The 12,711-nt window shown below is 63.5% G+C and carries 14 protein-coding genes; 12 read left to right on the top strand and 2 right to left on the bottom strand.

Annotation, left to right across the window (positions count from 1 at the left end):
- Window position 1: 1 nt before the first annotated feature.
- From CHB96_RS11510 to CHB96_RS11460, 10 genes are all read left to right on the top strand, one after another.
- Window positions 2-454 carry a Cg1360 family ATP-synthase-associated protein gene (locus CHB96_RS11510; protein WP_089246227.1) on the top strand — a complete coding sequence of 151 codons (453 nt, stop codon included), beginning with the start codon at window positions 2-4 and terminating at the stop codon, window positions 452-454.
- A 325-nt stretch (window positions 455-779) separates the two neighbouring features.
- Entirely contained in the window at window positions 780-1,556 is a 777-nt protein-coding gene (gene atpB, locus CHB96_RS11500) for a F0F1 ATP synthase subunit A (RefSeq protein WP_176444256.1), read from the top strand.
- Between the two features lie 74 nt (window positions 1,557-1,630).
- Entirely contained in the window at window positions 1,631-1,882 is a 252-nt protein-coding gene (locus tag CHB96_RS11495; protein WP_019667280.1) for an ATP synthase F0 subunit C, read from the top strand.
- 6 nt (window positions 1,883-1,888) lie between these two features.
- Window positions 1,889-2,452 carry a F0F1 ATP synthase subunit B gene (locus tag CHB96_RS11490; RefSeq protein WP_089246225.1) on the top strand — a complete coding sequence of 188 codons (564 nt, stop codon included), beginning with the start codon at window positions 1,889-1,891 and terminating at the stop codon, window positions 2,450-2,452.
- Window positions 2,453-2,459: 7 nt separating this feature from the next.
- Complete coding sequence (locus CHB96_RS11485; protein WP_089246714.1) at window positions 2,460-3,287, top strand: F0F1 ATP synthase subunit delta; 828 nt, start codon at window positions 2,460-2,462, stop codon at window positions 3,285-3,287.
- A gap of 90 nt (window positions 3,288-3,377) precedes the next feature.
- Window positions 3,378-5,021 (top strand): F0F1 ATP synthase subunit alpha, encoded by a 1,644-nt coding sequence (gene atpA, locus CHB96_RS11480; protein ID WP_089246223.1) that lies wholly within the window; start codon window positions 3,378-3,380, stop codon window positions 5,019-5,021.
- A 54-nt stretch (window positions 5,022-5,075) separates the two neighbouring features.
- Window positions 5,076-6,050, top strand: coding sequence for a F0F1 ATP synthase subunit gamma (locus CHB96_RS11475; RefSeq protein ID WP_089246221.1), 975 nt, complete (start codon window positions 5,076-5,078; stop codon window positions 6,048-6,050).
- A 3-nt stretch (window positions 6,051-6,053) separates the two neighbouring features.
- Window positions 6,054-7,502, top strand: coding sequence for a F0F1 ATP synthase subunit beta (atpD, locus tag CHB96_RS11470; RefSeq protein ID WP_089246219.1), 1,449 nt, complete (start codon window positions 6,054-6,056; stop codon window positions 7,500-7,502).
- A 30-nt stretch (window positions 7,503-7,532) separates the two neighbouring features.
- Window positions 7,533-7,892, top strand: coding sequence for a F0F1 ATP synthase subunit epsilon (locus tag CHB96_RS11465; protein WP_089246217.1), 360 nt, complete (start codon window positions 7,533-7,535; stop codon window positions 7,890-7,892).
- Between the two features lie 33 nt (window positions 7,893-7,925).
- Entirely contained in the window at window positions 7,926-8,363 is a 438-nt protein-coding gene (locus tag CHB96_RS11460) for a DUF2550 domain-containing protein (RefSeq protein WP_089246215.1), read from the top strand.
- Here CHB96_RS11460 and CHB96_RS11455 read toward each other — a convergent pair.
- Window positions 8,360-8,944 carry a cob(I)yrinic acid a,c-diamide adenosyltransferase gene (locus CHB96_RS11455; protein ID WP_089246213.1) on the bottom strand — a complete coding sequence of 195 codons (585 nt, stop codon included), beginning with the start codon at window positions 8,942-8,944 and terminating at the stop codon, window positions 8,360-8,362. The two genes, CHB96_RS11460 and CHB96_RS11455, sit on opposite strands and share 4 nt — an antisense overlap.
- A 56-nt stretch (window positions 8,945-9,000) precedes the next feature.
- Between CHB96_RS11455 and murA the strand changes: the two genes are divergently transcribed.
- On the top strand, window positions 9,001-10,254 hold the full coding sequence (murA, locus tag CHB96_RS11450; protein ID WP_089246212.1) for a UDP-N-acetylglucosamine 1-carboxyvinyltransferase: 1,254 nt from the start codon (window positions 9,001-9,003) through the stop codon (window positions 10,252-10,254).
- Here murA and pdxR read toward each other — a convergent pair.
- Window positions 10,247-11,692 carry a MocR-like pyridoxine biosynthesis transcription factor PdxR gene (gene pdxR / locus CHB96_RS11445; RefSeq protein WP_245865502.1) on the bottom strand — a complete coding sequence of 482 codons (1,446 nt, stop codon included), beginning with the start codon at window positions 11,690-11,692 and terminating at the stop codon, window positions 10,247-10,249. The genes murA and pdxR overlap by 8 nt on opposite strands.
- Before the next feature lie 45 nt (window positions 11,693-11,737).
- Between pdxR and CHB96_RS11440 the strand changes: the two genes are divergently transcribed.
- Window positions 11,738-12,421: a pyridoxamine 5'-phosphate oxidase family protein gene (locus tag CHB96_RS11440; protein WP_176444255.1), complete on the top strand. Its 684-nt coding sequence runs from the start codon at window positions 11,738-11,740 to the stop codon at window positions 12,419-12,421.
- Window positions 12,422-12,711: the final 290 nt, after the last annotated feature.

The following is a 12,711-nucleotide window of genomic DNA, read 5'->3' as shown; positions in this document are numbered from 1 at the left end:
TGTGAGCTTCTCTCCTGTGCCTGTGCCCGATCAGTCCGACGCGATGCGCGCTGCCGTCCGCTACGGCATCATCGGTCTGGCGGTGCTGGCCGTGCTCGGCGCAGTCGTCTCGACGCTGATCGCTGGGGTTCCAGGTCTGTGGGGAGCGCTCATCGGGGCTGCCCTCGGCGGCGGTTTCATTCTGACGACGGCGTTGTCCATCGCGTTGACGTCGAAGTTCCCTCCGACGATGGCGGGCGCGGTCCTGCTCGGCGGTTGGATCGTCAAGATGCTCCTGGCCGTCGTGGTTCTGGCCGTCCTGAAGGACATGGATTTCTACAGCAAGGGCGCACTCGCGGGTGTCGTGATCGCGGCGCTGGTTCTGGTGCTGGGTGCCGAGGTATACGGCGTCGTGCGGACCAAGGCCCCGTACGTCGACGAACCCCCGACGCAGTCCGGGTCCGACGAGAAGTAGTACGACGCCGCGTCGTAATCGGTCAAGATGTGGCCCCACCTACACAACGTCGTAGTTGTGTTGATAAAGTTCCGACCAAGTAAGTGGTGGACTGCCGCGAATGGGACATTTCGCGTGCACGAAGGCACTTGCAGGTAACGAGAAGTTACCGAGTCGACGTGAGTCGCCGACACCCGACAGACGCTGGCAACGATGAAAATCGTGCCTCAGCTGCTGACGACCTCGAGCCGATATCGTCGACTTGATAGATCGTCAATGTCCGATCGAACCGCAGTCGTAGACGTCTGCGGCCCGAACACGGGAGAGACCGCTGAGCGTCACCAACTTGGCTGCGGAGTTCCACCCGCCGTCACTATCCGACTTCTTTCCTCCCGCTGTGTTGTTCGAAGGCACCCCCTTCGAACTCGACCGGCTGATGCTGATTCGCATTCTCATGACCCTCGTGCTGGTCGTGTTGTTCGCGTTCGCGATGCGAAGCCCGAAGGTCGTCCCGCGCGGTCTGCAGAACGGCGTCGAGTACATGCTCGACTTCGTCAAGGTTCAGATCGCCGACGAGATCCTCGGCAAGGAGCAGGGCAAGCGGTTCCTTCCGATCATCATGACGATCTTCTTCGCCGTGTTGTTCATGAACCTGTCGGGCATCATCCCGTTCCTGAACATCTCGCCGAACGCCAGAATCGGTATGCCGATCGTGCTTGCGGCCATCGCCTACGTCACGTTCAACTACGTGGGTATCAAGAAGTACGGCTTCTTCAAGTACGTCAAGAGCAGCATCGTGGTTCCCAACGTGCCGCCTGCTCTGCACATCATTCTGATTCCGATCGAGTTCATCTCGACCTTCATCCTTCGGCCGTTCACGCTGACCGTTCGTCTCATGGCCAACATGCTGGCCGGCCACCTCATGCTCGTGCTGTTCTTCAGCGCGACCCAGTTCTTCTTCTTCCAGGCCGCGGCGGGAATGAAGATTTTCGGCGTGTTCTCCCTTGCAGCGGGCTTCGGCTTCACGCTGTTCGAGATGCTCGTCATCGGTCTGCAGGCATACGTCTTCGCGCTGCTGACCGCGGTGTACATCGATCTCGCGCTGCACGCCGACTCTCACTAGACCGCTCGACCGACTAGATCTACCTGACCCACGCACCGACCGGTGATGGGCAACAGAAAGGGAACGGAAATCAAATGAGCCTCGCGTACCTGGCACAGGAAGTCACCGAGACCACCGTTACGGGTGGCGGCTACGGCGCCATCGGTTACGGCCTCGCAGCCATCGGACCTGGCATCGGTGTAGGCATCGTGGTCGGCAAGGCCATCGAGGGCATCGCGCGTCAGCCGGAGCTCCAGGGCACCATCCGTACCAACATGTTCCTCGGCATCGCGTTCACCGAAGCCCTCGCGCTGATCGGTATCGTCGCCGGCTTCCTGTTCGGTTAATTCGACATGGCAACCAACATCGCGATCTTGGCCGCGGAGGAAGGCGAGGACATCAATCCTCTCCTCCCCGCGACATACGACATCGTTTGGTCTTTGGTCTGCATCGCTGTCATCGGCTTCGTCTTCTGGAAGTACATCCTTCCGAAGTTCCAGCAGGTGCTGGGCCAGCGCAGCGATCTGATCGAAGGCGGCATCAAGAGGGCCGAAGAGGCGCAGGCAGAAGCGAAGGCTGCTCTCGAGCAGTACCAGAAGCAGCTTGCCGACGCTCGATCCGAGGCTGCGCAGATCCGTGAGGAAGCGCGCACCCAGGGTCAGGCCATCCTCGCCGAAATGAAGACGAAGGCGCAGGAAGAGAGCGACCGGATCGTGGCCGCAGGCCACAGCCAGCTCGTCGCGCAGCGTCAGCAGATCGTCACGGAACTTCGTGGCGACCTGGGACGTACGGCAGTGGAACTCGCCGAGAAGGTCATCGGAGAGCAGTTGTCCGACGAGGCGAAGCGCGCAGGCTCGATCGACCGCTTCCTGAGCGAACTCGACTCCGTCACGGCTGACTCTGCAGCCGGAAAGTGAGATGACCATGTACGCAACTTCTCGTGAGGCACTTGCCCGCACGCGTTCGGTTGCGAACGATGCGCTCGGGTCTGCGTCGGCAGGTGAAGCTACTGCTTCTGCCGCGCAGACCGGTGCCGAGCTCTTCGCTGTCGTCGAGACCCTCGACGGACAGCGCACGTTGCGTACCGCGCTGGCCGACGCGTCGGTCTCGGCGAGTCGTCGCAGCGCTCTCGTGGAGGAGCTGTTCGCCGGACAGGTCTCCGGGATCACCGCTCAGATCTTGAAGAGCGCGGTCTCGGAGAGCTGGTCCAAGGCATCGGACCTGCTGAACTCGCTGGTCGAGCTGGGACGCGAAGCTCTGCTTCGTGCCGCGGCCGATCAGGACCAGCTCGATACCGTCGAGGACGAACTGTTCCGCCTCGGCCGCATCGTGGCAGCCAACCCCTCGCTCGAGCAGGCGTTGTCGGATCTCGGCAAGCCGGTTCAGGCCAAGCGTGAGCTGCTCGGACGCCTCCTCTACGGCAAGGTGACTGCGGTTACCGAGGCTCTGGCGATCCAGGCGATCAGCCGTCTTCGCACGACGGCCCCGGCCGACGCGTTGGATGCGCTGGCAGGACAAGCGGCCCAGGTCCGTGACCGAGCTGTCGCACATGTGCGCAGCGCGGCGCCGCTCAGCGACAGTCAGCTCGAGAAGCTGACTGCGACACTGACGCGCACGTACGGCAAGCCCGTCACCGTGCATGTCGAGGTCGATACCGAACTGCTCAGCGGACTCGTGGTCCGGATAGGCGACGAGGTCATCGACGGTAGTGGGGCAGGACGCCTCGCTGCATTGCGAAAGACACTCAAGTAGTCCGAGTACGGACCCCACGGTCTCCCGATAGACGTTTCGAACTGCGAAGCGTTTGATACCGCGAACATTGAAGGAAGAGCAGGAAACAATATGGCGGAGCTGACGATCTCCTCCGACGAGATCCGTAGCGCGATCGAGAACTTCACCGCGAGCTACTCACCGGAGTCCTCCCGCGAGGAGGTCGGCACGGTTACCGACACGAGCGACGGAATCGCTCACGTGTCCGGACTGCCGTCGGCGATGTCCAACGAGCTGCTGGAATTCCCCGGTGGCGTACTCGGTGTGGCGCTCAACCTGGATGCCACCGAGATCGGTGCCGTCATCCTCGGTGACTACGAGCACATCGAAGAAGGCCAGGAAGTCAAGCGCACGGGTGACGTTCTGTCCGTGCCGGTCGGCGACGGCTACCTGGGCCGCGTCGTCAACCCATTGGGCCAGCCCATCGACGGCCTCGGCGACATCGAGTCGTCGGAGACCCGCGCACTCGAGCTGCAGGCAGCATCCGTGCTCGAGCGTCAGCCGGTCGAAGAGCCGCTGCAGACCGGTATCAAGGCCATCGACGCGATGACCCCGATCGGCCGCGGCCAGCGTCAGCTCGTCATCGGCGACCGTAAGACGGGCAAGACCGCCGTCTGCATCGACGCCATCCTGAACCAGAAGGCCAACTGGGAGTCCGGCGACGACAAGAAGCAGGTTCGCTGCATCTACGTCGCCATCGGCCAGAAGGGCTCCACGATCGCAGGCGTCAAGGCTGCGCTCGAAGAGCAGGGCGCACTGGAGTACACGACGATCGTCGCCGCTCCTGCTTCCGACTCCGCCGGCTTCAAGTGGCTCGCTCCGTACACCGGCTCGGCCATCGGCCAGCACTGGATGTACCAGGGCAAGCACGTCCTCATCGTGTTCGACGACCTGACCAAGCAGGCCGAGGCTTACCGCGCGATCTCGCTTCTGCTGCGTCGCCCGCCGGGCCGCGAGGCATACCCCGGTGACGTCTTCTACTTGCACTCCCGTCTGCTGGAGCGTTCGGCGAAGCTGTCCGACGAGCTCGGCGGTGGATCGCTGACGGCACTGCCGATCATCGAGACCAAGGCGAACGACGTCTCGGCATACATCCCGACGAACGTCATCTCCATCACCGACGGCCAGGTCTTCCTGGAGTCGGACCTGTTCAACAAGGGTGTTCGCCCCGCAATCAACGTCGGTATCTCCGTCTCCCGAGTCGGTGGCGCCGCGCAGACCAAGGGCATGAAGAAGGTTTCCGGATCGCTGCGTCTGGAGCTCGCTCAGTACCGTGAGCTCGAAGCCTTCTCGGCATTCGCCTCCGACCTCGACGCTGCCTCCAAGGCTCAGCTCGAGCGCGGCGCACGCCTGGTCGAGCTGCTGAAGCAGGACCAGTACGCGCCGATCGCCGTCGAAGATCAGATCATCTCGATCTGGCTCGCCGGACAGGGCACGTACGACTCCGTTCCCGTCGGCGACGTCCGTCGCTTCGAGAGCGAGCTGCTCGAGGATCTGCACCGCAACGCCAGCGGCGTCTACGACAGCATTGCCGGTGGCAAGGCTCTCGACGACGACGCTCAGCAGGCTCTTCTCGCAGCCACCGACAAGTTCAAGGCCGGATTCCTGGATTCCGAGGGCAACCGCGTCGTCAACGAGGCCGAGGCCGACACGCTGAACCCCGACGAGGTCAACCAGGAGCAGGTCAACGTCACTCGCAAGACCGTCAGCAAGTAGGTCGCGAGTGATGCCCAGTGTCGTTACGAGTAGAGAAGGGAGCGTGAACAGCTGATGGCAAGCATCCTCGAGCTGCGTTCCCGGATCAAGTCGGTCAACTCGACGAAGAAGATCACCAAGGCGCAGGAGTTGATCGCGACATCGCGAATCACCAAGGCGCAGGCCCGTGTCGCTGCATCGAAGCCGTACGCGGAAGAGATCACCAACGTGCTCTCGGCGTTGGCGAGTGCATCCGGTTCGCTGGATCACCCGCTGCTGAACGAGCGGCCCGAGCCCAAGCGTGCAGCGGTCCTGGTCGTCACCAGTGACCGCGGTATGTGCGGCGGTTACAACTCCAATGTCCTCAAGGAAGCAGAAGAGCTGTTCCAGCTTCTCCGTTCCGAGGGCAAGGATCCGGTCATCTACGTGCTCGGTGCGAAGGGACTCACGTACTACACCTTCCGCGAGCGCGATGTGAAGGGTGCTTGGACGGGCTTCTCCCAGGAGCCGGGTTACGCCGATGCCGCGAAGGCCAGCAAGCACTTGGTCGAGCTGTTCATGGCGGGATCCGGTTCCAACGTGGACGCACCGAACGGTGAAGGCACCATCGAAGGTGTCGACGAACTGCACATCGTCTACACACGATTCGTGTCGATGCTGACGCAGAAGCCGGAAGTTCGCCGTATGGCTCCGCTGGAGATCTCGTACACCGACGAGGAGATCCAGATGGGCGCGGACGCGCTCACCGATTCTCCTTCGGCGTCGGAGGTGCAGGCCCAGTACGACTTCGAACCCGAGGCCGGAACCCTCCTGTCGGCTCTGCTGCCGAAGTACGTCAGCACGAGGATCTACTCCTCGTTGCTCGACGCGGCTGCATCCGAGTCGGCCGCGCGCCGTACCGCCATGAAGGCGGCGACGGACAACGCGAACGAATTGGTCGAGAACCTGAGCCGCCAGGCTAACCAGGCTCGGCAAGCACAGATCACCCAGGAAATCAGCGAAATCGTTGGTGGCGCGAACGCGTTGGCTGACAGCGCAGGAAGTGACTAAGCAATGACCGCAGCAGTAACCCAAGAGAACGCGAGCGGAGCGGACACTCAGTCCGGCCGTGTCGTTCGGGTCATCGGCCCCGTTGTGGACGTCGAGTTCCCGCGCGGCGCCATCCCCAACCTGTTCAACGCTCTCCACGCAGAGATCACTCTGCCGACGGTTGCGAAGACGCTGACACTCGAGGTCGCACAGCACCTCGGTGACAACCTCGTCCGCACCATCTCGATGCAGCCGACCGACGGCCTGGTTCGTGGCACGTCGGTGGCCGACTCGGGCAAGCCGATCTCGGTTCCCGTCGGCGACGTCGTCAAGGGCCACGTGTTCAACGCCCTCGGTGACTGCCTCGACACCCCGGGACTGGGTCGCGACGGCGAGCAGTGGGGCATCCACCGCAAGCCACCAGCCTTCGATCAGCTCGAGGGCAAGACCGAGATCCTCGAGACCGGCATCAAGGTCATCGACCTCCTCACTCCGTACGTCAAGGGTGGAAAGATCGGTCTGTTCGGCGGTGCCGGTGTCGGCAAGACCGTTCTGATCCAGGAGATGATCACCCGTATCGCTCGCGAGTTCTCCGGCACCTCGGTGTTCGCAGGCGTCGGTGAGCGTACTCGTGAGGGCACTGACCTTCACCTCGAGATGGAAGAGATGGGCGTCCTCCAGGACACCGCCCTCGTCTTCGGCCAGATGGACGAGCCGCCGGGCACGCGTATGCGCGTCGCCCTGTCCGCACTGACCATGGCGGAGTACTTCCGCGATGTTCAGGGCCAGGACGTGCTGCTGTTCATCGACAACATCTTCCGTTTCACGCAGGCAGGTTCGGAGGTGTCGACCCTTCTGGGACGTATGCCTTCTGCCGTGGGTTACCAGCCGACGCTGGCGGACGAGATGGGTGAGCTCCAGGAGCGCATCACCTCGACCCGTGGACGCTCGATCACCTCGCTGCAGGCGATCTACGTTCCCGCCGACGACTACACCGACCCGGCGCCTGCGACGACGTTCGCCCACCTCGACGCAACGACCGAGCTGTCGCGTCCGATCTCGCAGATGGGTATCTACCCCGCTGTGGACCCGCTCAGCTCGACGTCGCGAATCCTCGAGCCCGGCATCGTCGGTGCAGAGCACTTCCGCGTCGCCAACGAGGTGAAGCGAATCCTGCAGAAGTACAAGGAACTGCAGGACATCATCGCCATCCTCGGTATGGACGAGCTTCAGGAAGAGGACAAGGTTCTGGTCGGCCGCGCACGCCGTCTCCAGAAGTTCCTCGGCCAGAACTTCATCGTCGCCGAGAAGTTCACCGGTGAGGCCGGCTCGGTCGTGTCGCTGTCCGACACCATCGAGGCGTTCGACAAGGTCACCAAGGGCGAGTACGACCACCTTCCCGAGCAGGCCTTCAACAGCTGTGGTGGTCTCGACGACGTCGAGGCAGCAGCCAAGAAGATGTCCGGAAAGTAGCCCGACGTGACTTCTGCGGAAACGAACGGCATGGAAGTTTCACTCGTCGCGGTGGAGCAGCGTCTGTGGTCCGGAAACGCGACCCTGGTCAGTGCTCAGACCACCGAGGGTGAGATCGGCATCATGGCCGGCCATGAGCCCGTACTGGGTCAGCTCGTCGAGGCAGGGACGGTGTCCATCACGACGACCGACGGGGAGAAGATCGTGGCTGCAGTCCACGGTGGCTTCCTGTCGGTCACGGGCAAGACCGTCACCGTTCTCGCGGAGTCCGCGGACTTCGCGCAGGACATCGACGTCGACGCAGCTCGTGCAGTATTGGACGCAGGCGGAGACGACAAGGAAGCCCTCGCCATCGCGAAGGGCCGAATTCGTGCCGCTGAGCGCGCCTAGGTTCTAGTAGAGAAAGCCGCGACGAGGTCTGTGATGCACATCGGAGTGATCGTTCTGATCATCCTGGTTGTGCTGCTCGCAGGTCTCGTCGCGGCTTTTCTGTATCGCCTGAACGTTCTCCGCCGTGGTGGAACCGCGGCGATCATGCGCGTGACGCCGGCTGCCGGTGGTAGTGGATGGCGTCACGGCGTCATTCGTTACGGCGACAACACGATGGTGTTCTTCAAACTGTCGAGCTTGAGGTTGGGCCCGAACCACCGGATGACCCGTCAGGGCATCGAAGTGGGGGAGCGGCGCAGCCCGCGTGACAACGAGTTCGACATCATGAGCGACGAAATTGCTGTTCTAGAGCTCACCGATCAGGGTCGGGGCTACGAGATCGCACTCGACCGCGGTGCGTTGACCGCCTTCATGTCGTGGCTCGAGTCGAGGCCGTCCGACCGCTCGAAGCGCGGCCGACCAGCTGCCTAAGGGCCGGTGGAGCGCGAAGCTCCCGGTACCCACTGGACGTCGCCGTCCGGATTCGCGTATCTGCTGAGTATGAACAGCAGGTCGGACAATCTGTTCAAGTACTTCGCTGGCAACGCGTTCGTCGTGTCGGGACTCGCATCGACGGCTGCCCACGCGGCACGTTCTGCCCGACGGCACACAGTGCGCGCGGCGTGCAACAGCGCCCCGAGTGGCGTGCCGCCAGGCAGGATGAACGACGTCAGAGGCTCGAGATCCTCGTTGAACTCATCGCACCAGGCCTCGAGCCGGTCGATGTAGCCCTGGTCGATACGAAGAGGCGGATACTTAGGCTCCTCGACGACCGGAGTGGACAGGTCGGCACCCGCGTCGAACAGATCGCTTTGGATCGTCCTGATGACGTCGATGACCTTCTGGGGCGGATTGCCCAGTGCGAGAACGACTCCGAGGCTGGCGTTCGTCTCGTCGCAGTCCGCGTACGCGACGAGGCGCGCGTCGGTCTTCGTGACCCGCGAGAAGTCGCTGAGACCGGTGGTGCCGTCGTCGCCGGTGCGTGTGTAGATGCGGGTGAGGTGCACAGCCATGGAGTCACGGTACCGCTCGGATGGGGTCTCTGTTCCCACAGCTACGCTGTCGAGTTGTGAGTGAACGCTTTTTGGTATCCGGAGGTAACCGACTCGTCGGTGAGGTGTCGGTGGGCGGCGCCAAGAACAGCGTTCTGAAACTGATGGCCGCGGCGCTGTTGGCCGAGGGCACGAGCACGATCACCAATTGCCCGGACATCCTCGATGTGCCGTTGATGGCGGAGGTGTTGCGCGGCCTGGGCTGTGACGTCGAGCTGGAGGGCGACGTCGTGCGCATCACGACGCCGGCCGAGCCGAAATATCATGCGGATTTCCCGGCGGTGACGCAGTTCAGAGCGTCGGTCTGTGTTCTCGGTCCGTTGGTCGCTCGATGCAAGCGGGCCGTCGTCGCGTTGCCGGGTGGCGACGCCATCGGCTCGCGGCCACTGGACATGCATCAATCCGGCCTCCGGCTGCTCGGTGCGCACAGCGAGATCCAGCACGGATGCGTCGTCGCCGAAGCAGACGAACTGCGCGGGGCGAACATCAGACTGGCGTTCCCGTCGGTCGGCGCCACGGAGAACATCCTGATGGCCGCGGTCCTGGCCAAAGGCGAAACGGTCATCGACAACGCAGCACGTGAGCCCGACATCGTCGATGTCTGCAACATGCTGAACGACATGGGCGCCAACATCAAGGGCGGCGGCTCGTCGACCTTGACCATCAAGGGCGTCGAGAAGCTGAAGCCGACGACCCATCGAGTCATCGGTGACCGCATCGTCGCAGCGACCTGGGGTATCGCAGCGGCCATGACCCGAGGCGACGTCCGAGTGCGCGGTGTCAACCCCAAGCACCTGTCGCTCGTTCTCGACAAGCTGCGAGCAGCCGGTTCCGAGGTGACGCTCGAGGCCGACGGTTTCCGGGTGGTCCAGCACGAGCGCCCGACGGCGGTCAACTTCGCGACTCTGCCGTTTCCGGGATTCCCGACGGACCTCCAGCCGATGGCGATCGGGTTGGCTGCGGTCGCCAACGGAACCTCGATGATCACCGAGAACGTCTTCGAAGCTCGGTTCCGGTTCGTCGAGGAGATGATTCGTCTCGGCGCCGATGCCAGGACGGACGGACACCACGCCGTCGTGCGCGGAGTCCCGCAACTGTCGAGCGCGCCGGTCTGGTCGTCGGACATCCGCGCCGGTGCCGGTCTCGTGCTGGCCGGCCTGTGCGCCGACGGCGTCACCGAGGTGCACGACGTCTATCACATCGACCGTGGCTACCCACGTTTCGTCGAGAACCTGACGGCGCTGGGCGGGACGATCGAACGCGTCAGCTGACGTTGTTCAACGCGTCGACCAGGACGTCGAGGCCGTAGGTGAGTTGGTCCTCGGACAGTGACCCGTATCCGACGATCAGGCCGGTGACGGGTGAGGGACTACGCGTCGACTTCTCCAGCGTGTCGACGTCGATGCCTCGACGCGCCGCGAGCCTGGCCACTTCGGCGGCGACGCGTGCGGGCAGGAGCAACGTGGTGTGCATTCCGGCGCCGACTCCGCGCAGTTCCCCGTAGGGAGCAAGCGCGTCGGTGATGCGTCGGTCGCGTTCTCGGTATCGCCGACGCGCGGCGCGCACGGTCCGGTCCCATTCCCCGTCACGCAGTAACGATGCGACGGCGTGTTGGACGGGCAGTGACGGATAGTCACCGGTGTCGATGCGCACCGACACGATCTCGTCGACGACGTGGGGTGGGGCGACCAACCACCCGAGTCTGATTCCTCCGCCGAAGGTCTTGGCGACGGTTCCGAGATAGACCGTCCTGTCCGGCGCGAGTTCGGCCACAGTCGGCAAAGGTGCTACGTCGTAACGGAATTCGGAATCGTAGTCGTCCTCGAGGATCATCACGTTGCGCGTCCGTGCGAAGTCGGCGAGTGCCCGTCGGCGGCCCACTGGAAGGAGTCCTCCGGTGGGGTGTTGGTGCGACGGCGTGACATAGACCGCGCGTGTGGAATCGGGTGCGGCATCGAGATCGTCGGTCTCGATCCCATCGCCGTCGACCGCGACGTCGAACACCGACCACCCGGACCGGAGGGCAGTGGTGGTGGCGACGCGGTAGCCGGGGTTCTCGTGTGCCAGCACCGGTGCGCCGACTCCAACAGGCTCGGCAAGCGCGGACAGTGCCAGACCGAGTCCGTGAATGCTGCCGGTTGTGATCACGATCGAATCCGGATCCGTGTGCAACCCGCGAGCTCTGCCGAGGAGCTGGGCGACGGCTGCGCGTAAGGACGGTTCGCCGAGGGGGTCCGGATACGAATCTGGGTGAGGGGCGGTGCCGGCGTCCCGCCACGCGCGCTTCCATGCGGCAGACAGGTGGGGTGGAATCCACGGCGTACCGGTCGCAAGCCGGAGGAGAGTGCTGTCAGCGGGATGCGTGCCGCACTTCCGAGGACTGCTCCGGTGAGGACTGCTTCCGGGCGGCGGCAGACGCCGCACATACGTCCCGGATCCGCGTCGTGATTCGAGCCAACCCTCTGCGATCAGTTGATCGAAAGCATGCTCGACGACGCCCCGTGCGACGCCGATCTCAGCGGAAAGCGCTCTGCTGCTTGGTAATCGGGACTCTTCGGGGAGGAGTCGGTCGCTGATGGACGTGCGGATCCGATCGGCGATCTGGACAGGAAGCGTGCGGCTGTCCGATCGGTCGAGTGCGATCGACAGCGACGACGGGAGCAACGGGACCTCCGGGTGGAGCGAGAAGTGGCCTAGCAAGATCTCCATTCAGTGGATCATGACGTGAGGCCACTTGTCGAGCATCATCGATGGGTGAGCAATGATCCCGTGCAGCTGTCCCCGACACCCCGTTCGGCCATCCGACGGGGGAAGATCCGAGCGCGCACGGACCGAGCCGACTTGGCCGATGTGCTGGCGTCGTCGCGGATCTGCCATCTCGGGGTGGTCGTCGACGGATGTGTGCGTGTGTTGCCGACGGCGTTCGGTGTCGATTTCGATGGGCCGGACCGCGGCGGCAGCCTGTATCTGCATGGGTCGGTTGCCGCACGAAGTCTGGTCGACGCGCCGACGGGCGAGATCTGTGTGACGGTGACCGTCCTCGACGGTCTGGTTCTGGCGAGGTCGGCGTTCCATCACTCGATGAACTACCGGAGTGCCGTCGTGTTGGGAACCCCGAGAGTCGTCACCGACGAGGCTGAGCGTGCCCTCGCATTGGACGCGATCGTCGATCAGGTGGTGGATGGGCGAAGTACCCATCTGCGGGCCCACACGAAGAAGGAACTCGCGGCGACGGTCGTGCTTGCGTTGCCCTTGTACGAAGCGTCCGTGAAGGCTCGTGCAGGTGATCCGGTCGACGACGCGAGCGACATCGACGCCGGCGGCGTGTGGGCGGGTGTGGTCCCGATCGCGGAGACGACGGGCAAACTCCGTACCTCAGCCGATGTCGAACCCGAAGTCGCTGTGCCGCAACATGTTCTGGATGTTGCTGACGCTTGACCGGCGAAGTATGTCCGGCGTCACAGTGGCTGGATTCGAGGCCTGTTGCTCGTGTCGGGCAGTTTGCGGGTCGCCTAGCTGGGTAAACGTCCGAAGAATGTTCGACGACCTGCGGATTTGCGTGGTGCGATCTGCTCGCGTAACTTTTGTCGAGTCAGAGCGACACGGACACCGACCAAGTCTTCAACGACATGGCAACGAGGTTGTACGGAGTGCCTGGCATGGTTTGTCCCCCAAGAGTCGGAGCTTGCATCCGAGACCAAGCTGGGATAGGCTGGAACAGTTGCCCT

The organism is Rhodococcoides kyotonense (genome assembly GCF_900188125.1).
In the GTDB taxonomy this organism is placed as follows: Bacteria; Actinomycetota; Actinomycetes; order Mycobacteriales; family Mycobacteriaceae; genus Rhodococcoides; species Rhodococcoides kyotonense.
The sequence above is the reverse complement of the archived record's forward strand: the minus strand, read 5'-3'. Positions and strand labels throughout refer to the sequence as shown.